The sequence below is a fragment of the Embleya australiensis genome (genome assembly GCF_051903075.1).
Lineage (GTDB): Bacteria > Actinomycetota > Actinomycetes > Streptomycetales > Streptomycetaceae > Embleya.
In genome coordinates this window covers 1,616,209-1,637,411 of sequence record NZ_CP182422.1, presented here as the reverse complement: position 1 = coordinate 1,637,411, position 21,203 = coordinate 1,616,209, and the positions used below count along the sequence as shown (strand labels likewise).

Below are 21,203 nucleotides of genomic sequence, written 5' to 3'. Positions count from 1 at the left end.
CGCGCGGGTCCCGCCGTACCTATCGCGACCGGGGCAGCCCCAGCCGGTGCTCGGCGATGTTGTTGCGCTGGATCTCGCTGGTCCCGCCGTAGATCGTGGTCACCGGCGCGTCCCGCGCGGCGTGGTCGACGAACCACGCATCGCCCGGCTCGCCCAGCAGCCCCTCGGGTCCGGCCATGTCCAGGCACGCCTCCGCCGCCCGGTTGTACGCCTCGCTCGCGTACAACTTGGCGATCGAGCCCTCGGTGGTGGGCAGGCCGCCCGCGCTGGCGATCAGCGCCGGGCGCAGCGCGAGCAGCGCGGTGATCTCGTTGTCGATCGCGATCCGGGCCAGCCGCTTGCGCACCGCGGTGTCGTCCATCGCCCCGGTCTCGGTCGCCCACCGGGTGAACCGGCGCAGCAGCGACACGCCCTGGTTCATGTTGCCGAACACACCCCGCTCGTAGGCCAGCGCCACCTTCATCACCTCCCACCCGCCGTGCACCTCGCCGAGCCGCCAGCGGTCGGGGACGCGGACGTCGGCGAAGTAGGTGATGTTGGTGCGGTCGCCGCCCATCGTTTCCACCGCCTGGAAGGAGATGCCGGGCAGGTCGGTCGGCACCAGGAACATGGTCAGGCCGCGATGTTTGGCCACGTCCGGGTCGGTGCGGGTCAGCAGGATCACATAGCCGGCCTCGTGCACGAGGGTGGTGAACATCTTCTGCCCGTTCACCAGCCACACCGGCTCGTCCTTCGGGTCCCCGGGCACCCGTTCCGCGCGGGTGGCCGCCGCCGCGACGTCCGATCCCGAGCCGGGTTCGCTGTAGCCCAGTGCCGCGATCGCCTCGCCCCGATGGAACCGGGGCAGTACCTCGGCCAGATGGAACGCGCTGCCGATCTGCTCCACGACTCCCGCCACCAGCATGGTGTTGGCCAGCCCGTAGAACGGCGCGTCGGCCAGCCCCAGTTCGTCGAAGAAGACGTACAGCTCCAACGGGTCGCGCCCGCCGGTCCGCCCGGGCCCGGCCATGCCCTCGGCGATCACCCCGGTCGCGGCCAGCGCGCGGTGGAACTCCCAGTCGTGGAAGGTGCCGGTGCGCCGGGCCCGCTCGATCATGTCCTCGGTCAGGTGCTCAGCGACGAAGCCCCGGATCCACCGCCGGAACTCCTCGACCGATTCCTTGGGTCGAAAGTCCATCAGACGCCTCCCACCGCTCCGAAGAGATCGTCGGCCAATGCCCGGTACTCCTCGTCCGGATCACCCAGGACCAGCGGCCAGCCCCGGGCGCGCCGGAAGTAGAGCTGGATGTCGTATTCGAGGGTGACGCCGTATCCGCCGTGGAAGTGGACCGCGCGATAGGTCGTGGTCCGGGCCACCTCCGCCGCGGCCAGGAACGCCATCACCGCGAGCCGGCCCGCCTCGGCCGGGTCGCCCTCGTCCGCGCACCACGCGGCGCGCGCGGTCAGCAGCCGGATCCCGTCGATCGGCCCGACCAGATCGGCCAGCCCCTGCTGGACCGCCTGGAACGCGCCGATCGGCTTGCCGAACTGCTCGCGCTCCAGCGTGTACGCCACCGCCGACTCCAGCGCCCGCTCGGCGAGCCCGACCAGTGTGGCGGCCGTATACAACTGCCACTCCCGGCGCAGCGCGGCGTGTCGCCGGGCCGCGTCCTCGCCGCGGGCCAGCACCACCCGCCCGCCCCGGTCGTCGCGCACGTACCGGTCGGCCAGCGGCGCCGCCGCGTGGTTGACCGGCCCGCTCATCGGCGCCTCGCCCCGTACCGCGACCAGTTCGTCCTCGTCGAGCGCCACCACCACATCGGCCACCGCGCCGCCGGGCACCAGTCGGGCCAGCCCGTCCACGGTCGGCCGCAGCGCCGGCGCCGCGATCAGCGTGCCGTCGGAGACCCCGGCGCACCACGGTGTGTCGAGCAGCAGCCGGGACGCGGCCAGGTGTGCGCTCAACGGCACCGGCGCCAGTACCCGACCGGCCTCGTGCAGCAGCAGAATCAGCTCGGCGCGGCTCGCGCCGCCACCGCCGGCGACTTCCGGCAGCGCCATTCCGGGTACGCCCATCGCGGCCAGGCGCCGCCACAGATCGGCCGCGAAGCCGAGTGGTTCGGCCGCGCGTACCACGGAAATCGGACATCGGTCCGTGAAGAACTCCGAAAAGGCGCTCCGTACCGCCTTTTGATCTTCCGTCGGTTCAAGATCCACCGGCGACCTCCGTTCACACCTCACCGCTCGCACGAGCCGGCCGGCGCACGCTAGCCGGTGTCGCCGCACCGTTCCATGGCATCGCGGGGGCGAAGTGACCGATGTGCCGGAGATCTCGATCCCATGACATTACTTGCCGGTAGCTGACTGGCGGGTTGCTCTTTGCGAAGATCGGCTGCCCGAGTGACATCCGACGAGAACAGCTGCTTTCCGCCGTGCGGGTCCTGGGGGATCGAGCCGATCACCCATACGATCCGAGGAATAACGGAAAGCGAAGGGAGAACCCGCTGTGCGTGCATACCGCCACGTGGCGCTGGTGTTGATCGCCTTGCTGGGTGCGGCCCTGATCATCTTCCCGCTGGCCGCCGGCCTGCCGAAGAAGACGCAGGCCGTCGACGACCTGACCAATGCCTTCCGGCCCGCCTTCACGCCGCAGGCCATCGAGCAGAGCCGGACCGACCTGGTCACCATGAACCAGATGCTGGAGCAGCTCCAGGCGGAGACGCTGCCCGGACTCGCCCAGCAGGCCGGGATCCCCACACCTTCGCTGATCAACCTGATGGGCACCACCGCGCCCGAGGTCGGCAAGGGTCTCAAGGAGATCCCGACGATCATGCCGCGGTTCAACAAGCTCGCGGGCACCATGGACGCGCAGGCCGGGAACTTCCGCCAGGCCGACGACATCCCCACCGCGGACGCGCCGAACACCGCGGTCACCTATCTCTATCTGATCCCGGGCATCGTGCTGCTCGTGGTGGGCGCCGGCGGGCTGCTGTTCTCCTTCGTCGGATCGCGCGCCGTGGTGAGCACGGTGTGCCTGGTGATCGCCGCGGTGGTCGGCCTGGGCATGGTGGTGGGCACCCTCGCCACCGGCGTGATCGGCAAGACCAAGGCTTCCGAGAAGATGTTCACCGCGTTCCGGCCGACCTTCACCGACGCCGGGTACAAGCAGGCGCACGACGACCTGGACACGCTGGGCAAGATGGCCGTCGGGATGAAGACCAAGTCCATCCCGTCGATGGCCGCGCTCCTGCGCAAGCCCGTCCCGCAGTTCACCGCCGAGCTGGCCACGCAGTACCCCAAGGTCGGCAAGGGCCTCGCGGAGACCGACCGGATCCTGGCCAAGTTCAACGCCCTGGTGGAGAACATCGGCGCCAACGTCGACACGTTCGAGAAGGCGGACAGCATCCCCAACAAGGACACCGAGGTCTCGGTCATGCCGTGGCTGCTGCTCGGCCCGGGTGCGGCGGTCTTCCTGCTGGCCGGCGTCGCGCTGGTGATCCAATTCACAGGGCGCGGCAACGGCTCCACCGACCCGAACACGGGGGCGCCGAGGCAACCGTCCGGTGCGGCGGTCTGACCACTCGACGGCCACGCAGCGGAACCGTCCGTCAACCGTGTGTCTAGGTTGTCCGGATTATTCCTGATGTAGGACCAAAAGAAAGAAAAGACTGGTTCCCTGAATGTCCGGGAACCGGGTGTAAAGCGGCCCTTGGTCGATCGAAATGCACGTGCATCGGCGCGGTGCAGACGCAGAAATCGTCGATGCACGTGCATCCGGTCTTGCAGTTGGGGTCGGCATCCTCATAATGAAGTGTGTGCATGTGCACGCGCATGTGCATGGACGCTCTGTGAGGCGAGTCCTCTGGCGGCGTTCCCAACAGGCCGGGGACCAGTACCCGCTCGGAGGCACGGATGACCGTCGCGAGTCCCGCAGGGTTCCGGACGTCGACGTTTCAGTGGATGGAGCCTCTGGCCGGGGATATGGGCCCAACATCCGATATCGCGATACAAGCCCTCGCCGCACGTCGGGAGTCGGTCAAGGCCGCTCGTGACTTCACGCAGTCGGTGCTCGCCGGCTGGGGCGCCGCCTGTCTCGAGGACGACCTCGCCCTGGTCGTGTCCGAGCTCGTCACGAACGCACTGTGTCACGGTCTGGGTGCGGGCCGCGACGACGCGACGGATGTCGCGCACAACATCCAACTGGCGCTTCTGCGCAAGGGCGAACGTGTCATGTGCGCGGTGCAGGATCCGGGCGAGAGTCTGCCCGAGGCCCAGGCCGGCGGCGAGGACGAGGAATCGGGTCGCGGGCTGTATCTGGTGGGCTGCTTCAGTGATTCCTGGGGCTGGTTCCCGCTGAACGGTATGGGCCGACGCACCGGAAAGGTCGTCTGGGCCATGTTCGAGATACGCGGCTGATCCATACGTTCCGCAATATGGGGACCGCATTGCGTGGCGACATTGTGTTGCGGCGAAGCGGCGAGTTTTAATTCACATTCGCCGGCGGCAACGAATGCGGGCGGTATCCGAGTCACCCGGCGCCAAGCGTTTACCCGTCGATCCCGTCGACGGGTTTTCTGCATTCTTACGCCCGTTTCGTCCCCGCCGGCTTAAGCAGCTTTTACGCTTCCTTTGAAACCTTGAGGAATGCATGAGCCCTCACGTGTGGGTGAACTCCGGCTGCGCTATCATCGCCGTTGTACGCTGCAAATGCATGGTCAGATGCACGTGCATGCGTAAGTCGGACCGGTTTTGGAAGAAATTGCCACGGACCGGGACGAAGGAACGACACGTGCCGCAACCGGGGGCGGGCGACCGCTGTCGGGTCGCTCGGCGAGAGGTCCAGGAGAAGCGTCATGCAGGCAACGCACAACGGGGTATCGGCGACCGCGCTCGACGGGGTCACCTGGCAGAAGAGTCGCCGCAGCAACTCGCAGGGAAATTGCGTCGAAATGGCCGCGCTGCCGGACGGCGACGTCGCGGTCCGCAATTCGCGCCACCCCGACGGGCCGGCGCTGATCTATACGCGCGCCGAGATCGAAGCGCTCATCCTCGGGGTCAAGGACGGGGACTTCGACAACCTGCTGGCGTGACGACCCGCCCGGGGCGCTCCACCCGGGTGGGGGTATCCCCGGCCTAGGCGGCCGAGGGACGGGGCGACCGTGCCGGTCAGTTCTCCTTCAGGATGCGCTGGAGCAGATCCACGCTCTTGTCCGGCGGCATACCGTCCACGCTCAGCCGGTCCATCACCTCGGTGTACGCGTCCACCTCGTCCCGCTTGTCCAGATAGAGCGCGCTGGTGAGCTGCTCCAGGTAGACCACGTCGGGGAGGTCGCTCTCCGGGAAGCGCAGCAGCAGGAACGGACCACCCTCGGCCGCGTGCGCGCCGAACCTGAACGGCATGATCTGGATCGTCACGTTGGGCAGGGCGGCCATCTCGATCAGGTGCCGGACCTGATCGCGCATCACGTCCCGGCCGCCGATCGGGCGACGCAGGGCCGCCTCGTCCAGCACCACCCAGAGCCTGGGCGGCTTGTCGCGGTAGAGGATCGACTGGCGCTGCATCCGCAGACCGACGCGCCGGTCGACCTCGGCCGCCGACGCCGAGGGTTGCCCGGCGATCACCACGGCCCGCGCGTACTCCGGCGTCTGGAGCAGGCCGGGGACGAACTGCACCTCGTAGGTGCGGATCACCGAGGCGGCCTCCTCCAGGCCCACGTAGACCTGGAACCAACTCGGCAGGATGTCGTTGTAGTTGTGCCACCAGCCCTGGGCGTTGGCCTCCGCCGCGAGGCCCAGGAGGGCGGCCCGCTCGGTCTCGTCGCCCACGCCGTACATGGTCAGCAGATCAGCCACGTCTCGCTCCTTGAAGCTGACGCGCCCCAGTTCCATTCGGCTGATCTTCGATTCGGAGGCGCGGATCTCGTAACCGGCCTCCTCCCGCGTAATGCCCTTCGCTTCGCGCAGACGGCGAAGCTGGGAACCGAGGAGAATACGGCGAACCGTCGAGCCGCTCCCCGGCTGCGTTGCGGGCATCTGCTACCTCCGGCTGAATGGACCAGCGCATAGTATGCCGGCGCGTTGCCACGCGTCCTCGGATCATGGTTACAACAGCACTCTCTTGACGATGTGCCACCACCCACCCGGATCGACCATGTGCCGCACACTCGGCTTGTCATGTTCGGGCTCCGGGCCCCAGCCGCCCATGCTCGCACAGGTGATACCACCTAATCGATGCCGCGGCACCGCGAATCCCCCTCTACTGCCGGGTAATCCGGAAGTTTCCGACGAACCGACGGCCCGATACGCACGCTGCGCGCGCGGTTGGTGACACGCGTCGCATCCTGCGCCGAGCGAGTGACGTGGGCGCACTCGTGCACACGGGTGAGGCGGCCCGCATCCTTTCGGCCGAACTCGTCGCCGAAGGCGGCACGAAAGCACCCCGGCGCCCGCGCCGAGACCACCCGAGAGGACGCCGACAACATCCGATTCCCGCTGTCGGACGGGCTGTCTACGGTCTTCACATGTCCTCCCCGGTACATTCCTTCACCTATCTGCGGCCGTCCACGCTCGGCGCCGTCGACGGCTCCCCCTCCCTCGGCCTGCAGACCTGCGGCGGGCTCGGCTCGCGCGGCCTGACCCCCTTCCCGCGCTTCTTCTCCGGCTTCCTGACCGCACCCGAGGCGGCGGCCGGCGGCCTGCTCGCGGTCGCCGACGTCGCGGCGGCGCGCTACTACCAGCCGCTGCGGCCGGGTTCGCTGGATCCGGTGGTCACCGGCAACGGGGACCGGCTGCGCTTCGAGTCGTTCTCCGCCTGCTGCGGCGTACATGCGCGCCTCGACGTGCTGCCGGCCGGCATCGACGGCGAGATGTTCGGCACCGGCACCACCAACGTGGACGTCAACGCGCCGCTGCGCGAGGCGCTGGCCCGGGTCGGCGGCGCCGATCCGCTGCACCTGGCGGTCGGCCCCGACGACGTCACCGTCACCACGTTCGACGGCCCGGTGGTGGAGAAGAAGGTGCCGCTGCCCGAGCGCTGGCTGCGCGGCTTCGCCGAAGTCCAGGTCATCTCCGGCGGGTTCGACCTGCGCGCCGAGGTCGGTGCGGGCGAGGCGGTGCGCTTCCTGCGGGCGCTGCCGCGCGGCTCCCGGCAGGCGCTGTGGGCCGTCCCGGCCGGGCGCTCGCTGCGGCTGACCGCCCGCCCCGTGCCGGGCGCGGTGTGCGTGCCCGGGCCCGATCGCCTCCAGGCGCTCACCAGGCTGCTGCGGCACGCGCTCGCACTCCGTATATACGGACCCGCCGTGCAGGCGCGCAGCACGGCCGTGTCGTCCGCCTGGGAGGTCGAACTGCCCGGCATGCGGCTGACGTTGACGCTGTCCCCGGATCCGGCCCGCGGCTTCTCCGGCGAGGGCGCGGTGCTCACCGGCCTGGCGAGCGAGACGAGCGGCGCCGACGCCGACCTGATCTCCGCCCTGCTCGCCTGGGAACCCCGGGTCGAGATCGGCGAACTGGCCGCCCGCTCGGGTCTGGACACCGAGCGGGTGCGGGCCGCGCTGGTGCGCCTGGGCACCTCGGGCCGGATCGGCTACGACGTCGCCGAAGCGGCCTACTACCACCGCGAGCTGCCCTACGACACCGGCAGCGTGGAGCGGATGAACCCGCGCCTGCGCGACGCGCACGCCCTGGTCGCGGCCGGCGCCGTCACGCTCACCGGCGGCGGCGAGGAAGCCTCGGTGCGCAGCGGGGACCGCACCTACGGCCTGCGGTTGGCCGGGGACGGCAGCTGCACGTGTCAGTGGTGGGCCGAGTATCGCGGCGGGCGCGGGCCCTGCAAACATCTGCTCGCCACGCAGATCGTGCGCGGCCGGGCCGGGGCCGACGCGGACGGCGGCGCGATCCCCGGCGCCGCGGGCACCACCGGCACCGCGAACGGCGGCGTGACCGCGACCGCAGCCCAGGAGGCGAACCGATGACCGGCACCACATCGACCGGCACCCCAGCGAGCGATGCTCCGCCCACCGGCGCAGGCCCGGCGGGCGGCGAGTGCGTGCGCGAGCCCCTGACGTGGGAGCGGGTGCTCGCGGTCGTGGACGACCCGGGGCGCCACCAGGACGACCCCGCGCCGATCGTGGCGCTGTTCGCGGGCCGCACCGAGGCCGAGCGCCGCGCGCTGTCGCCCGCCTACAAGGAGGCGGTCCGTAGCCGCCGCACCGGCGGGATCGGCCTGCGCCCGCTGCGCCACGTCGGCGTCGCGCTCCTGGGCGGCCCCGCCGGCATCGCCCAGTGGCTGCTGCGCGAGGACATGGGTTGGCCCGGGGCGTTCGGCGAGGAGGCGATATATACGATCCTCGCCGAGCGCAACCCGGCCTGGATACCCGACGTCGCCACCCGCATGGCCGCCCGGCTGCCGCTGGATCTGTGGGGCAACCAGTGGCACGTGGTGGACGCCCTGGTGCGCGGCGCCGGGTTGCCCACGCCGACTACGCCCGGCTTCGTGCTGCGGTGGATGACCGAGGTGGCCGGCCGATGGCGCGGCTCCGGCCGCCCGCTCGCGGAACACCTCGCCGCCGACCGCTACTTCCCCGACCTGCTGCCCGCGCTGTTCGAGGTCGCCGGGGTCGGGCAGAACCTGGACACCCCCACCACCGGACCGAACGCCGTGCGGCCCGGCTGGGACACCGCGCTGGCCGCGCTCGCCGACGCGAAGACGATCCGGCGCGACGTGCTCCTGGACGGCTGCCTGTCCCGGCTGCTGCGCGGCGAACGCCCCGGCGCACTGCGCGGGTTCGTCCGCCTGCACGAGGCGCTGGCGCCCACCGACGACGAACTCGCCGCCCGCGTCGAGGGCTACCTCCGGCTGCTGCCCGACGCGCCCTCGACGGTGGCCGCACTCGCCCAGGCCGCGCTGCGCCGGGTGGACGGCGCGGACCTGCTCGATCCCGAGCGCATCGCCGAGGCGAGTCGCAGTGTGCTCTTCCGCGCCGAGAAGACCCTGGTACGCGCCCAACTCACCTGGCTGGGGGCGGCGATCAAGCGGCACCCGGCGTACGCGGGCACCCTGCTCGCCACCGCCTGCACCGCGTTCGGCTCACCCGCCGGCGACCTCCAGGAACGCGCCGTCGCGCTGATTGTCAAGCACGTCCGCTCGCTGCCGCCCGACCAGGTCGACCTCGTGCTCACCGAGGTGCGCGACGCGCTGCCGATGCTCGGCGACGCGATCCGCCCCGAGGCGGCCGCGCTGATCGGGGAAAGCGGGGCACCCGAGCCCGAGTTCGTGGTCCCGCTCGGCCCGCCGCCACCGCGCGAGCTGCCGCCGCCTATCTCGTCCATGGCCGAACTGGTCGAGGAACTCGCGGTGTTCTTCGGGAGCACCCCCAACCCGTGGGTCGATCCGCGCGGCCAGGCCACCGACCCGCTCGCGGTGGAGCGGATCGTGGCCGCTCTGCTGCGCGAACACGCCCGGGACCGCGAGGCGCTGCACACCGCGCTGCTCCCACTCACCGAGCAGCACGGGCACATCGTCCATCAGCAGTGGTTCGCCCATCAGGTCCGGGGCGCGGTCGGCGCCATGGTGGCCGCCGCCACCGGCCACGGCGGCCGACAGGGCTGGTTCCGCAGCCTGTTCGGCAAGGGCGACGCGGCCGATCACGACCTGATCCCCGGCGAGAAACGCGACATCGAGCGGATCGCCCCGCCGCAACGTTTCCTGCTCGCCCGGCTGTACGAGATGGGCGCCCGGCTGCGGGTGCCGCACTCCGGCCCCTACCTGGCCGAGATCGCCGACGCGGCCGGCTTCGTGGACCCCGAGGCCCTGGTGGCCGGCCTGGAGACGTGGGAGGCGTCCGGGCACAGCCCCTGGCGGCGCGACGTCGACCAGGCGCTGCTGCGGCTGCCGTTGCACCTCGACCCCGCGCCGATCGCCCGCGCCGGGCGGCTCACCTCGCCCGCGGGCCGGCGGGTGGCCCGGGTGATGGCGGCCGGCGGGCCCACCCCCGGGATCGTCGGCCGCGGTCGGTTCGCCCGGATCCACCGCCAATACGCGGTACGGCAGGGCGGCTGGGTGCACAGCGACGGACCGCTGGCCCCGGTCGCCCCCGGCGACGCGGACACCGTGCCGGAGACCGCGCGGGTGCTGTACGGACTGGCCGATCCGGGTGCCATCGCCCGCATGCCGGGCTGGTCCGAGGACTCCGGGCCGGACCTGCACTGCTGGCCGCTGCTGCTGCCCCGGGACCGGGACGTGATCGCGGCGCACCTGGCGATCTGTACCCAACGCGGCATCGACGCCCCGCGCCGGGGCGCGGAGGTGCTGCCGGCGCTGGCCGAGTCGTTCGGTCCGCTGGGCCCGGGCATGTCGTTGGCCCTGGCCTACGCGCTGGGCGCGCAGGCCGCCGAGGACCGCACCGGCGCGGTGGACGCGTTCGTGACGCTGAGCGCCCGGGACGACGCGTGGGACACCGAGGCGCTGGGCCGCGACCTGGGCGAGGCGGTGCGCACACGCGGGCTCAAGACCACCCGCGTGGTGGCCTCGCTGCGCGACGCGGCCCGAGCGGGTGCGACGGGCACCGTCTGGGGCACGCTGAGCGGCTTCCTGCCGGACCTGCTGGCCGGGACCAGGGCCACCGGGCTCGGCGACGTACTCGCGCTCGCCGCGGAGACCGCGGCCGGCTCGGGCGCGCGGGGGGTGCCCATCCCCGGCCTGGCCGAACTCGCCGAGCGCAAGGGCTCGTCCCGGGCAGTGGTGGAGGCACGGCGGCTGCGCAAGGTGCTCGACGGCGACCCCGGCTGAGCCGGAGCGGGCCGGGTGCGCGGTGCCGGACGGGTCGGTGTCGATCCGTCCGGCACCGCGGCGTCGGCTCGCCGGTCCGGTGCCCGGTGTGCGCCCGCGGCGGGTCAGTCCTCGTCGAGCGCCTTCACCCGGGCCAGCGTGATCCCGTCCGCGACCGGCAACATCACCGGCTCCACCCGACGGTCGGCCTTCACGTGCTCGTTGAACGCGTGCACCGCCGCCGGCGTCGGGTCGCCGTTCGGCTCGAGCACCTGCCCGTCGTAGAGCACGTTGTCCGCGATCAGCAGACCGTTCGGCCGCATCCTCGGGACCAGCGCCTCCCAATAGGAGATGTAGCCGTCCTTGTTCGCGTCGATGAACGCCAGATCGATGTGCGGATGCGAGGGCAGCGCGTCCAGCGTCTCCAGGGCCGGCGCGATCCGCAGGTCGATGCGATCGGCCACGCCCGCCTCCCGCCACGTCTCGCGGGCGATCTCGGTCCACTCCTCGGACACGTCGCAACACAGCAGCCGGCCGTCCGCGGCCAGCCCCTTGGCGATGCACAGCGCCGAGTATCCGGTGAAGGTGCCGACCTCGACCGCGACCCGCGGCCGGACCACACCGGAGAGCAGCGTCAACAGGGCGCCCTGCTCGGCGGGCACCTGGAGCTGGGCCAACCCGCCCATGCCCCTGGTGCGTTCGATCACCGCGCGCTGCGCCGGGTCGGGCGCAAGGGAGTGGTCCAGGACGTAGTCGTACAGCTCCGGGGTGACGCGCACCTGCTTGTCGAAGGACATCGGTCAATTCTCCTCGGGTCGTTCCGGGCGCTCGGGCGGTTCGGGGAAGGCCGTGTCCCAGGGCAGCAGCAGACCGAAGTCGCGGACCAGCAGCCGCAGCACCTCGTGATCGTCCGCGAGCCGGCGCTCCTCGGTGGAGCCGTCGCTGCGCACCACGGTCAGCAGCCGGTCCACCACGTAGGCGCGCTCGTGCGGGCCGCTGCGCTGCACCCGCAGGGTGTTCCGGAACGGGGAGCCGGGATGGGTGGCGACGTACCAGTTCGCCACCTCGTAGTCGACCAACTCCCGGCGCTGGAGCGTGAACTCGTAGACCGTGAACCACCCGTCGTCGCCGTACACGGTCTGCAGCAGCCACAGATCGTCCTCGCGCACCAGCCGGTAGCGCCACGCGCCCTGCGGGCTGGACACCCCCGGCAGCAGCGGCAACGGCTCCAACAGGCCGCCGCTGCCGAAGCCGACGTCGGCGATGTAGGGGTGCGCCTCGCCGGGCACCTCGACCGCGAGCAGTATGTGGGTCAGCGGCCGGATCGCGTCGGAGCCCATCCGCACCCGCGCGGCCAGCCGGGTCACCCCGAAGCCCAGCGCCTCCAACACGCCCGCGAACAGCAGGTTGTGCTCGAAGCAGTAGCCGCCGCGGCCCTGCCGGACCAGCTTGTCCTCCAGGTCGGCCGGCTCCAGCGAGGGCACCCCGCCCATGACGACCTCGACGTTCTCGAACGGGATGCCGACGACGTGCGCCAGGTGCAGCGAACGCAGCGTCGCCCACGTGGGCGCCCGCTCACCGGACCAGCCGATCCGGGCGAAGTAGGCGTCGAGGTCCGGATGGTGCTGATGGCGTTGCCGGCGCAAGAGCCGTCTCCTTCGGATCCGGGGCCCGGGGCCGGGCGTGGACCGATTCTCACATGCGTGTCCGCGCGGGTGGGACGGCTCGCACGGTGTGCCACCCGATAGGTTCGGATCGGGTCGCACGGCGGCCCGGCCCGCGCCGTGCGGGCCGTCACGTGCACGGAGGTCGTCATGAGCGAGCAACAGCCCGAGTCGCGTCCGGAGTCGCCGTCCGCCGCGGACGAACGCGCCATCGAGGAGTTGGCCGGGCGCATGTTCGAGGCGGCGCGGGTCGGCGACGCCGAGACGCTGGGCACCTACCTGGACGGCGGGCTGCCGGCGAACCTGGCCAACGACCGGGGCGACACGCTGGTGATGCTCGCCGCGTACCACGGACACGCCGACGCGGTACGCGCGTTGCTGGAGCGCGGCGCGGATCCGGACCGGGCCAACGACCGCGGCCAGACGCCGCTCGCGGGCGCGGTGTTCAAGAACGAGCCGGAGGTGGCGGCGGCGTTGTTGGCGGCCGGCGCCGACCCCGACGCGGGCACGCCGAGCGCGCGCGAGACCGCGCGGATGTTCGGCAAGGAGGACATGCTTTCGGCGACCGGTGGGTAACAAAACCATGACCCTCCGTCAGTTCCCGCCTGCGCCAGGGACAGCCGGGCGTGAGGGAGTCGGGGGAGGCGCACACGATGTCCGACCAAGCCGCGATACCGCGACTCGACCTGGACGGATTCCCCACAGGCGCGGGGCTGCTGCACCTGCGATCGGATCTGCCCGAGGCCCTGGACGGAACATTCTCCCCCTGGTGCGATCGACACCACGACGACCTGCTCAAGGTGCCCGGATTTCGGCGCGCCCGCCGCTTCGTGCTGTGCGGCGCGTTCACCAACGGTGAGGCCGAGGCCGGGCCGCCGGCCGCGCGGTACCTGACCGTGTACGACCTCAAGCACGTGGGTGTGCTCGCCGCCGCGGGCGACGACGTGCACACCCCGCTGCCGCCCGAACTGATCGGCGCGATCACCTCGTCCCGGCTGGACTGCCGCGAGGTGCGGCGCTGGCCCAACGTGTCGGTGAGCCGGCTGTTCCCGGCCGGCGACAAGGTGCTGCACCTGACCGCGCACGGCTCCGGCACGGCGATGGGCCGCTGGTTGCACGAGGAGGCGGTGGCCGAACTCCTGCGCTCACCGGGCGCGGTGGGCCTGCGCTGGTTCGACGCGGGCAACGGCCTGCACGTACTGCTGTGCGAGGTGAGCGGCCCGATGTGGCCACTCCCCCCACACGTACCACAGGACCTGGGCCCGGCGGTATGGAGCGGCTACCGCCAGGTCTACCTGGCAGACGCCCCCACCTGACCACTCTCTCGCCCGCCGATTGGCCCAGGGGCCCCGATCGGCCACGCCGAAGCTTCCATACCCCGGCGTGGAACCTCAAAGCAACGGGTGAAGCGGGCGGGTACACCACCCGACCAAGACGCACCCGCAGCGTCACACCTCGGACCGCACCACCTCGAAGCCGGCCCTTTCCAAGTCCGGAACCACCACAGAGGCGTCGCCCTCGACCACGACGGCAAGCTCATCGGGCCGCAGATGCGTCGCAGCCGCCCGAGAGACCGCGGCCAGATCCGTGGACCCGATCTCGGCGTACTCACGCGTCACATGATCGTCCGGCAGCCCGTGCACGATCGCCTCGATCAACCTGCCTCCGATGCCGCCCGGCGTCTGCAGATTGATCGGCATGCTACCGAGCGCATGGGCCCGCGTCGCGGCGAGTTCGTCCGCGGTGACCCCGTCGGAGTGCATCCGGCGGATCTCCGCGATCGTGTCCACCACCGCCGCGGCGGTGACCTCGGTGTGCACCGCGGCGGACATCGTGAACGAACCCGAGCGGCGCCCGTGGCCGAAGCTCGCGTGCGCGCCGTAGGTGTAGCCCTTGACCTCGCGCAGCAGGTGGTTGAGCCGGGAGCCAAAGCTGCCGCCCAGCACCTCCGCGCACAACTCGACGGCGATCAGATCCGGCGTCGAGCGCGGCGCCGCGGTGTGCCCGATCCGCAACACGGACTGCACCGCGCCGGGCCGGTCCACCACGATCGCCTGCCGGGTCGAGGGCGCGCCGGTGAACTCGGCGAGTTCGGCGGGGTGTCCGGTGCCGGTCGCGCCCGCGAAGACGATCGTGCCCAGCGCCGCGAGGTCGATCGTGTCCAGGTCGCCGACCACGGCCAGGGTGCCGGGCGCGGTCATCCGGTCCGCGTGGAAGGCCCGGATCGCGTCCGCGGTCAGCGCGGCGGCGGTGTCCGGGGTGCCGCCGAGCACCCCGCCGAGCCGGTGTCCCGGTCCGAACAGGGCCTGCCGGAAGGCAAGTTGGGCCCGGGTGCCGGGCTGCGCCCAGGCGGTCTTCAGGGAGCGCACGTGGTCGGCGAGGAAACGCTCGACGTCGGCGTCGGTGAAGGCCGGGCGGCGGATCGCCTCGGCGACCAGGTCCAGGCCCTCGGTGAGCCGGTCGGCGGGCAGGTCGATGCCCACCTCCTGGGTCTCCCACCCGCAGGCGATGCGCCACTGCGCGCCCAGGGCCTCGACGGCCACGCCGAACGCGTCGGCGTCGCGGTCCAGGCTGCCCTCGTCGAGCAGGGAGCAGGTGATCCGGGCCAGGCCGTCCAGGCCGACCGGCTCGTGCAGCGCGCCGCTCTCCATGACCGACTTGGCCCAGGCCAGGCGGTGTCCGGGCAGGTGCGCGCCGACCACCTCGCCGCCGGCCACGGTGACCCGGCGGACCTCGGGGAAGCGGTACGGGCGCGGCTCGGTGCCGGTGGGCCGCTCGGCGACCAGGGTGTGTCGGGTCCCGACGTGTGCGCTCATGCGGCGGCCTCCGGCTCGTCCGTGTCGATCCCGGCGCCCGCCTCGGCGGCCTCGGGCAGGAACTCCAGCACGATGCGGTTGTCCGCGTGCAGGATCTCGCGGGCGACGCGGTGCACGTCGTCGGTGGTGACCGCGAGCAGGTGGTCGAGGTGGTCGCGGATCGACTCGGCGTCGCCGAAGCGGGTGGTGAAGCGGCCGATCGCGTCGGCCCGGCCGCCGGCGGTGGACAACTCGCGCAGCCAGTCGCCGGCGAGCATCGCCCGCACCCGGTCGAGTTCGGCCTCGGTCACCCCCTCGTCCGCCACCCGGTCGCACACCGCGACGTAGGCGTCGAGGAGCTCGCCGGGTTCGGTGCCCTCGCTCGGCGCGCACGAGCCCATCAGGACCGACTCGTGGTTGAGGTAGCCCCACGCGGACAGGAACGCGCCGGTGGACTGGGCCAGATTGCGGGCGGTGACCAGCTCGCGGTACAGCCGGCTGCCCCGGCCGCGCCCGACGACCGCGGCGAGCACGGTCGAGGCGGGCGCGTCCGGGGTGCCGAAGCGCGGCGCTCGGTGGCACAGGAACAGGCGCGGCGTGGGCACGTCCCGATACACCGTCACATGCCGCCCGGCGCCGAAGCGGGCGGGCAGCGGGTCGGGGGAGGGCTGCGGGAAGGAACCGCGCGGGGCGATCCCGCCGAAGTAGCGCTCGGCGAGCGCGACCACCCGGTCCGGGTCGACGTCGCCGACCACGGTCAGGACCGCGTTGTCCGGCGCGTAGTACGTCTCGTGAAAGGCGGTGAAGTCGGCCAGTTCGGCGCTGTCCAGCTCCTCCATCGAACCGATCGTGGACGTCGCGTAGGGGTGGCCCGGGGGGTAGGCGAGGGCCGTCATCTCCTCGCTCCAGGTTCCGTACGGCACGTTGTCATAGCGCTGCCGGCGCTCGTTCTTGACCACCTCGCGCTGGTTGTCCAGGGTCTCCTGGGTCAGCGCGAGCGAACCCATCCGGTCGGCCTCCAGCCACAGCGCGAGGTCGAGCCGGCCCGAGGGCACCGTCTGGTAGTAGTTGGTCCGGTCCGGATTGGTCGACGCGTTGATTCCGTCGCCGCCGCAGCCCTCGACGGCGGCGAAGTGGCCGCCCTTGTCGACGTGCGCCGAACCCTCGAACATCAGGTGCTCGAAGAGGTGGGCGAAGCCGTGCTTGCCCTCGACCTCGTGCCGCGAACCCACGTCGTACCAGAGGTTGACCGCGGCGAGCGGCACCGTGCTGTCGGGGCAGACCACCACACGCAGACCGTTGGCGAGCCTGGTCCGGTGCAGGGCCCACGGGAAGTGGGCGGAAGTTGACGGCACGTCAGGTTCCTCCGGGGGTGCGGCGATCGACGACGAACCGCCATTGTTTCAGGCGGACGCGCCGAGCGGGCGCGACTCCGGACGCACCACGACCACCCGCCCCGGGCACAAGCCCGGGGCGGGTGGTCGTGGTGCGTGGTCGTCGTGCGTGCTGCGCGGGGGTGTTACTTGACGAGCGCGGCGAACTTGGCCAGCGACTCGATCAGCGCCTCCTGAGTGGCCTTGGTGACCTTGCCGGCCATCATCTGTACCGCGCCGCCCTTGACCTCGGACTCGATCCGCAGGATCGAACCGTCACCGGACGCCTCGACGATGAAGGTCTCGGTCATGATCACGCCCATCGGGCCCTTGCCGTCGAGCGCCAGGGACTTGCCCGCCTCGACATCCTTGATCGTCCACTTGATGTCCGCCGGGAAGCCCATCAGCTTCATCTTCTCGTCGTACGCCACGCCGGCTTCGAGCTTGTCCGGGGCGCCGTTCGGGAACTCGACGTGCGGGACCATCCATTCGCCGAAGACGCTGTAGTCGGTCAGCTTCGCCCACACGGCCTCGGGACTGGCAGCGACCTCGACCTGCTCGTTGATGACGGGCATGCGTGTGTCCTCACGGTTTCGATCTGTTTCGATCTGCGGAGAGCTTGCGGCTCGGAGCATGGAGTGCACGGAACGTACCGCCGATATGTGACACAGTCAATGGTGTCGGGGAGCAAAAAGAGAACATGTTCTAGTTACTGTGTCGCCCCCGTTGACTACGCTCGGGCGGCATGACGAGCACGCTGCCGGGGATACCGCCCGGCCCGGAATCCGGGGCCGGGGGAGGGGCCGTCCTCGAGGCCGTGCTGGAACGGATCACGTACCAGAACGACGAGAACGGCTGGACCGTCGCCCGGGTGGACACCGGCCGCAGTGGCACCGAACTGCTCACCGTCGTCGGCGCGCTGCTCGGCGCCCAGCCCGGCGAGTCGATCCGGATGCGCGGCCGGTGGGGCAGCCATCCGCAGTTCGGCAAACAGTTCCAGGTCGAATCGTTCAGCACCGTGCTGCCGGCCACCGTCCAGGGCATCCGCCGCTATCTCGGCTCCGGGCTGATCAAGGGCATCGGCCCCAAGACCGCCGACCGCATCGTCGAACACTTCGGGGTCCGCTCGCTCGACGTGATCGACGAGGACGCCACGCAGCTCATCCAGGTCCCGGGCCTGGGACCCAAGCGCACCAAGCTGATCGCCGCCGCGTGGGAGGAACAGAAGGCGATCAAGGAGGTGATGGTCTTCCTCCAGGGCATCGGCATCTCCACCTCGCCGGCGGTGCGGATCTTCAAGGAGTACGGCGACGCGTCGATCACCGTGGTGCGCACCGAGCCCTACCGGCTCGCCGCCGACGTGTGGGGGATCGGCTTCAAGACCGCCGACGCGATCGCCAAGGCGGTCGGGATACCGCACGACGCGCCGCAGCGGATCAAGGCCGGCCTGCAGTACACGCTGTCCGAGGGCTCCGACAGCGGCCACTGCTACCTGCCCGCCGACGTCCTGGTCGCCGAGGCGGTGAAGATCCTCGACGTGCCCTCCGACCTCGTGGTGCGCTGCCTGAACGACCTGATCGGGGAGGAGGGCGTGGTCTGCGAGGAACTGCCCGGCCCGGTGACGGTGTCCGGGACCCAGGGCGATCCGGTCCAGGCGGTCTACCTGGTGCCGTTCCACCGCGCCGAACTCTCCCTCGCCGGGCGGGTGCGCGCGTTGTTGGGCGCGCGCGAGGACCGGCTGGCCGCCTTCGCCGACCTGGACTGGACCCGGGCGCTGACCTGGCTGCGCGGCCGGACCGGCACGGCGCTGGCGCCCGAGCAGGAGCAGGCCGTACGGCTCGCGCTGACCAGCAAGGTCGCGGTGCTCACCGGCGGTCCGGGCTGCGGCAAGAGCTTCACCGTACGATCCGTGGTCGAACTGGCCCGCGCGCGCGACGCGAAGGTGATCCTGGCCGCGCCCACCGGCCGGGCCGCCAAACGGCTCGCCGAGCTGACCGGATGCGAAGCGGCCACCGTGCACCGGCTGTTGCAGCTCCAACCCGGCGGCAACGCGGCCTACGACCAGGACAAGCCGCTCGACGCCGACCTCGTGGTGGTCGACGAGGCGTCGATGCTGGACCTGCTGCTCGCCAACAAGCTGATCAAGGCGATACCGGCGGGCGCGCACGTGTTGTTCGTCGGCGACGTGGACCAGCTGCCCAGCGTCGGCGCCGGCGAGGTGCTGCGCGACCTGCTCGCGGCCGAACGGGTGCCCCGGGTGCGGTTGACCCAGATCTTCCGCCAGGCCCAGCAGTCGGGCGTGGTGACCAACGCACACCGGATCAACGCCGGCCGCCCGCCGGTCACCGACGGGCTGAGCGACTTCTTCCTGTTCCCGGCCGAGGAGACGGAGGACGCGGCCACGCTGACCGTGGACGTGGTCGCCCGGCGCATCCCGCGCAAGTTCGGTCTGGACCCCCGCCGCGACATCCAGGTGCTCGCCCCGATGCACCGCGGCCCCGCCGGAGCCGGCGCGCTCAACCTGCTGCTCCAGCAGGCGCTCACGCCCTCGCGCGAGGGCCTGCCGGAGAAGCGGTTCGGCGGGCGCGTCTTCCGGGTCGGCGACAAGGTCACCCAGATCCGCAACAACTACGACAAGGGCGCCAACGGCGTCTTCAACGGCACCGGCGGGGTGGTCGTCGCGCTGTCCCCCGAGGAGCAGAAGCTCGTGGTGCGCACCGAGGAGGACGAGGAGGTCGACTACGACTTCGCCGAGCTCGACGAGCTGTCGCACGCGTACGCGGTGACCATCCACCGCTCGCAGGGCAGCGAGTATCCGGCGGTGGTGGTGCCGGTGACCACGGGTGCCTGGATGATGCTCCAGCGCAATCTGCTCTACACCGCGATCACCCGCGCCAAGCGCCTGGTGGTCCTGGTCGGCTCGCGACGCGCGCTCGGGCAGGCGGTGCGGACGGTGTCGGCGGGCAAACGGTTCACGGGGTTGGCACACCGGTTGCGGTAGGGGCGGGCCGGGACCTTGACTCACCCGACCCCGTGAGGCCCGGCCCCGGGCCCGGAAACGCCGGACGCCGCCACCCCGAGGGGTGACGGCGTCCGAAGCGGTGGTGCGGATGCCGGCCGCTAGCGGATCATCCGCAGGCCGATGCGCTCCACGCCCTTGCGGGCCATCGCCATCGCGGGCACGAGCAGGGCCAGGGCGACCTGGGTGGTCGCGCCCATGTTGAGCATCCAGTCGCTGCCGGGCGCGTCGGCCGCCCAGGCGATCAGGCAGCTCATGCTCAGCGCGATCCCCGCCATGACCAGGATCGCCATGTTGCCCTGCGGCTTGGGGTACTCGATCCGACTGACCATCAGCCCGGACACGGCCACGATCAGCACCGCGGCCGGCGTGAACGGCAGGTCGAGCAGCACGATCGAGACGACCGTCATCGCGCCCATCGGGATGGGCATGCCCTGGAACACCCCTGGACGCCCCGGCGTGGTCGCGAATCTGGCCAGCCGAAGGACACCGGCGATCAGCACGGACAGCGCGACCAGTACCGCGGCCGGCGCCTGACCCGCGTTCACCGGCACGGCGGCCCAGGTGACCACGAAGAACGCCGGCGCGACACCGAAGGTGATCACGTCCGCGAGGTTGTCCAGCTGCGCGCCGAGCGAGGACATCCGCAGCTTGCGGGCGACCATGCCGTCACACAGGTCGCACAACGCGCCGACCAGCATCAGCACCACGGCCGCCGCCATGCCGCGCTCGGCCGAGACGCCGACGTCGCCGCCGCGCTGCGCCATCACCGAGCAGGCGAGGAAGTAGATCGCCATGAACCCGCACGCCGCGTTGCCCAGCGTGAGCACGTCGGCGACCGAGATCCGCGAGGACAGGCACGCCTGCGGATCGTCCTCGACCGGGGTGCCCAGGATGTTCAGCTCGGCGACATCCAGGTCGGCCGTATCGTCGTAATCAGTCCCGGTCAAGACGTGTCTCTCCCGCCGTCGTCCGTTGTCCCACGGTCACCGCGGGCTCGACGCCCGGCGGCAGGTACACGTCCACGCGCGAGCCGAACCGGATCAGGCCGATGCGGTCGCCGCGGGCGACCTCCGTACCCGGCTCCAGATACGGCACGATGCGCCGCGCGACGGTCCCGGCGATCTGCACCAGCTCCACGTCGCCGATCGCGGTGTCGAAGATCCACACAACGCGCTCGTTGTGCTCGCTTTCCTTGTTGAACGCCGGAACGAATCCGCCGGCCTTGTGCTCCACGGACTTCACGACGCCGTCGAGCGGCGCACGGTTCACGTGCACGTTCAACGGGCTCATGAACGTCGCGACCCGGGTGCGGCCGTCGGGCCAGGGGTCGATGCTCTGGACCACGCCGTCGGCCGAGGCGATTACGCCGTCGCCGATGACGCGCTCCGGGTCACGGAAGAACCACAGCATGCCACCGGTGAGAGCCAGCGTCGGCACGGCCGCGAGGGCCCAGCGCCGGTTGCGCAGTGCGGCCAAACCGGTCAACGCGCCGGTCACGGCCGTCGGCACCAGCCAGGGAGAAGCTCCCTTGGCCAGGCGCGGCCGTTGCGTCGGCACGAACCCCGCCGAAGCCGGCGAGGGGGAATCGTCACTCATCGAGAACCT

18 protein-coding genes are annotated in these 21,203 nt (G+C 71.4%); 8 read left to right on the top strand and 10 right to left on the bottom strand.

The window, feature by feature from the left end; all coding sequences use genetic code 11:
* Nucleotides 1-19 precede the first annotated feature (19 nt).
* Complete coding sequence (locus ACMXN5_RS06785) at nt 20-1,177, bottom strand: acyl-CoA dehydrogenase family protein (protein ID WP_439674476.1); 1,158 nt, start codon at nt 1,175-1,177, stop codon at nt 20-22.
* Nucleotides 1,177-2,196 carry an acyl-CoA dehydrogenase family protein gene (locus ACMXN5_RS06780; RefSeq protein ID WP_439674475.1) on the bottom strand — a complete coding sequence of 340 codons (1,020 nt, stop codon included), beginning with the start codon at nt 2,194-2,196 and terminating at the stop codon, nt 1,177-1,179. The genes ACMXN5_RS06785 and ACMXN5_RS06780 overlap by 1 nt, the downstream gene beginning before the upstream one ends.
* A 289-nt stretch (nt 2,197-2,485) precedes the next feature.
* Here ACMXN5_RS06780 and ACMXN5_RS06775 point away from each other — a divergent pair, with 289 nt between their 5' ends.
* The 3 genes from ACMXN5_RS06775 (at nt 2,486) to ACMXN5_RS06765 (ending at nt 5,069) form a co-directional block, all read left to right on the top strand.
* Nucleotides 2,486-3,556 carry a hypothetical protein gene (locus tag ACMXN5_RS06775; RefSeq protein WP_439674474.1) on the top strand — a complete coding sequence of 357 codons (1,071 nt, stop codon included), beginning with the start codon at nt 2,486-2,488 and terminating at the stop codon, nt 3,554-3,556.
* A gap of 383 nt (nt 3,557-3,939) precedes the next feature.
* On the top strand, nt 3,940-4,395 hold the full coding sequence (locus tag ACMXN5_RS06770; protein ID WP_235618757.1) for an ATP-binding protein: 456 nt from the start codon (nt 3,940-3,942) through the stop codon (nt 4,393-4,395).
* 437 nt (nt 4,396-4,832) lie between these two features.
* Entirely contained in the window at nt 4,833-5,069 is a 237-nt protein-coding gene (locus ACMXN5_RS06765; protein WP_020554482.1) for a DUF397 domain-containing protein, read from the top strand.
* A 76-nt stretch (nt 5,070-5,145) separates the two neighbouring features.
* Here ACMXN5_RS06765 and ACMXN5_RS06760 read toward each other — a convergent pair whose 3' ends face one another.
* Complete coding sequence (locus tag ACMXN5_RS06760) at nt 5,146-6,012, bottom strand: helix-turn-helix domain-containing protein (RefSeq protein ID WP_126643644.1); 867 nt, start codon at nt 6,010-6,012, stop codon at nt 5,146-5,148.
* 488 nt (nt 6,013-6,500) lie between these two features.
* On the opposite strand from ACMXN5_RS06760, the gene ACMXN5_RS06755 reads away from it, so the two are divergent.
* Together ACMXN5_RS06755 and ACMXN5_RS06750 are read left to right on the top strand one after the other, a co-directional pair.
* Nucleotides 6,501-7,949, top strand: coding sequence for an SWIM zinc finger family protein (locus ACMXN5_RS06755; RefSeq protein WP_439674473.1), 1,449 nt, complete (start codon nt 6,501-6,503; stop codon nt 7,947-7,949).
* Nucleotides 7,946-10,765: a hypothetical protein gene (locus ACMXN5_RS06750; RefSeq protein ID WP_439674472.1), complete on the top strand. Its 2,820-nt coding sequence runs from the start codon at nt 7,946-7,948 to the stop codon at nt 10,763-10,765. Before ACMXN5_RS06755 ends, ACMXN5_RS06750 begins: the two co-directional genes overlap by 4 nt.
* 104 nt (nt 10,766-10,869) lie before the next feature.
* Here the strand turns inward: ACMXN5_RS06750 and ACMXN5_RS06745 are convergent, their stop codons facing one another.
* Entirely contained in the window at nt 10,870-11,541 is a 672-nt protein-coding gene (locus ACMXN5_RS06745; protein ID WP_439674471.1) for an O-methyltransferase, read from the bottom strand.
* A 3-nt stretch (nt 11,542-11,544) separates the two neighbouring features.
* Nucleotides 11,545-12,390, bottom strand: coding sequence for an arylamine N-acetyltransferase family protein (locus tag ACMXN5_RS06740; protein WP_439674470.1), 846 nt, complete (start codon nt 12,388-12,390; stop codon nt 11,545-11,547).
* A gap of 168 nt (nt 12,391-12,558) precedes the next feature.
* Here ACMXN5_RS06740 and ACMXN5_RS06735 point away from each other — a divergent pair, with 168 nt between their 5' ends.
* Entirely contained in the window at nt 12,559-12,984 is a 426-nt protein-coding gene (locus ACMXN5_RS06735; RefSeq protein ID WP_395785845.1) for an ankyrin repeat domain-containing protein, read from the top strand.
* A gap of 77 nt (nt 12,985-13,061) precedes the next feature.
* A complete protein-coding gene (locus ACMXN5_RS06730; protein WP_380008109.1) occupies nt 13,062-13,724 on the top strand; it encodes a hypothetical protein in 663 nt (220 codons plus the stop codon).
* Nucleotides 13,725-13,856: 132 nt separating this feature from the next.
* On the opposite strand, the gene ACMXN5_RS06725 is transcribed toward ACMXN5_RS06730, so the two are convergent.
* From ACMXN5_RS06725 to ACMXN5_RS06715, 3 genes are all read right to left on the bottom strand, one after another.
* Nucleotides 13,857-15,224 carry a M16 family metallopeptidase gene (locus tag ACMXN5_RS06725; protein WP_439674469.1) on the bottom strand — a complete coding sequence of 456 codons (1,368 nt, stop codon included), beginning with the start codon at nt 15,222-15,224 and terminating at the stop codon, nt 13,857-13,859.
* A complete protein-coding gene (locus ACMXN5_RS06720; RefSeq protein ID WP_439674468.1) occupies nt 15,221-16,558 on the bottom strand; it encodes a M16 family metallopeptidase in 1,338 nt (445 codons plus the stop codon). The genes ACMXN5_RS06725 and ACMXN5_RS06720 overlap by 4 nt, the downstream gene beginning before the upstream one ends.
* A 164-nt stretch (nt 16,559-16,722) precedes the next feature.
* Nucleotides 16,723-17,151, bottom strand: a complete 429-nt coding sequence (locus tag ACMXN5_RS06715) for a type II toxin-antitoxin system Rv0910 family toxin (RefSeq protein ID WP_395785852.1) — start codon at nt 17,149-17,151, stop codon at nt 16,723-16,725.
* A gap of 170 nt (nt 17,152-17,321) precedes the next feature.
* Here ACMXN5_RS06715 and recD2 point away from each other — a divergent pair, with 170 nt between their 5' ends.
* Nucleotides 17,322-19,577: an SF1B family DNA helicase RecD2 gene (recD2, locus tag ACMXN5_RS06710; protein WP_439674467.1), complete on the top strand. Its 2,256-nt coding sequence runs from the start codon at nt 17,322-17,324 to the stop codon at nt 19,575-19,577.
* 119 nt (nt 19,578-19,696) lie between these two features.
* Here recD2 and pssA read toward each other — a convergent pair whose 3' ends face one another.
* Together pssA and ACMXN5_RS06700 are read right to left on the bottom strand one after the other, a co-directional pair.
* Nucleotides 19,697-20,545, bottom strand: a complete 849-nt coding sequence (gene pssA, locus ACMXN5_RS06705) for a CDP-diacylglycerol--serine O-phosphatidyltransferase (RefSeq protein WP_439674466.1) — start codon at nt 20,543-20,545, stop codon at nt 19,697-19,699.
* Nucleotides 20,532-21,194, bottom strand: coding sequence for a phosphatidylserine decarboxylase (locus ACMXN5_RS06700; protein ID WP_078977923.1), 663 nt, complete (start codon nt 21,192-21,194; stop codon nt 20,532-20,534). Before ACMXN5_RS06700 ends, pssA begins: the two co-directional genes overlap by 14 nt.
* Between the last annotated feature and the right edge of the window lie 9 nt (nt 21,195-21,203).

Coding starts and splice junctions, on each gene's coding strand:
- ACMXN5_RS06770 (WP_235618757.1), top strand. CDS start 3,940: ATGGAGCCTCTGGCCGGGGATATGGGCCCAACATCCGATATCGCGATA.
- ACMXN5_RS06755 (WP_439674473.1), top strand. CDS start 6,501: ATGTCCTCCCCGGTACATTCCTTCACCTATCTGCGGCCGTCCACGCTC.
- ACMXN5_RS06715 (WP_395785852.1), bottom strand. CDS start 17,151: ATGCCCGTCATCAACGAGCAGGTCGAGGTCGCTGCCAGTCCCGAGGCC.
- ACMXN5_RS06750 (WP_439674472.1), top strand. CDS start 7,946: ATGACCGGCACCACATCGACCGGCACCCCAGCGAGCGATGCTCCGCCC.
- ACMXN5_RS06725 (WP_439674469.1), bottom strand. CDS start 15,224: ATGAGCGCACACGTCGGGACCCGACACACCCTGGTCGCCGAGCGGCCC.
- recD2 (WP_439674467.1), top strand. CDS start 17,322: ATGACGAGCACGCTGCCGGGGATACCGCCCGGCCCGGAATCCGGGGCC.
- ACMXN5_RS06785 (WP_439674476.1), bottom strand. CDS start 1,177: ATGGACTTTCGACCCAAGGAATCGGTCGAGGAGTTCCGGCGGTGGATC.
- ACMXN5_RS06730 (WP_380008109.1), top strand. CDS start 13,062: ATGTCCGACCAAGCCGCGATACCGCGACTCGACCTGGACGGATTCCCC.
- ACMXN5_RS06745 (WP_439674471.1), bottom strand. CDS start 11,541: ATGTCCTTCGACAAGCAGGTGCGCGTCACCCCGGAGCTGTACGACTAC.
- ACMXN5_RS06700 (WP_078977923.1), bottom strand. CDS start 21,194: ATGAGTGACGATTCCCCCTCGCCGGCTTCGGCGGGGTTCGTGCCGACG.
- ACMXN5_RS06760 (WP_126643644.1), bottom strand. CDS start 6,012: ATGCCCGCAACGCAGCCGGGGAGCGGCTCGACGGTTCGCCGTATTCTC.
- ACMXN5_RS06765 (WP_020554482.1), top strand. CDS start 4,833: ATGCAGGCAACGCACAACGGGGTATCGGCGACCGCGCTCGACGGGGTC.
- ACMXN5_RS06735 (WP_395785845.1), top strand. CDS start 12,559: ATGAGCGAGCAACAGCCCGAGTCGCGTCCGGAGTCGCCGTCCGCCGCG.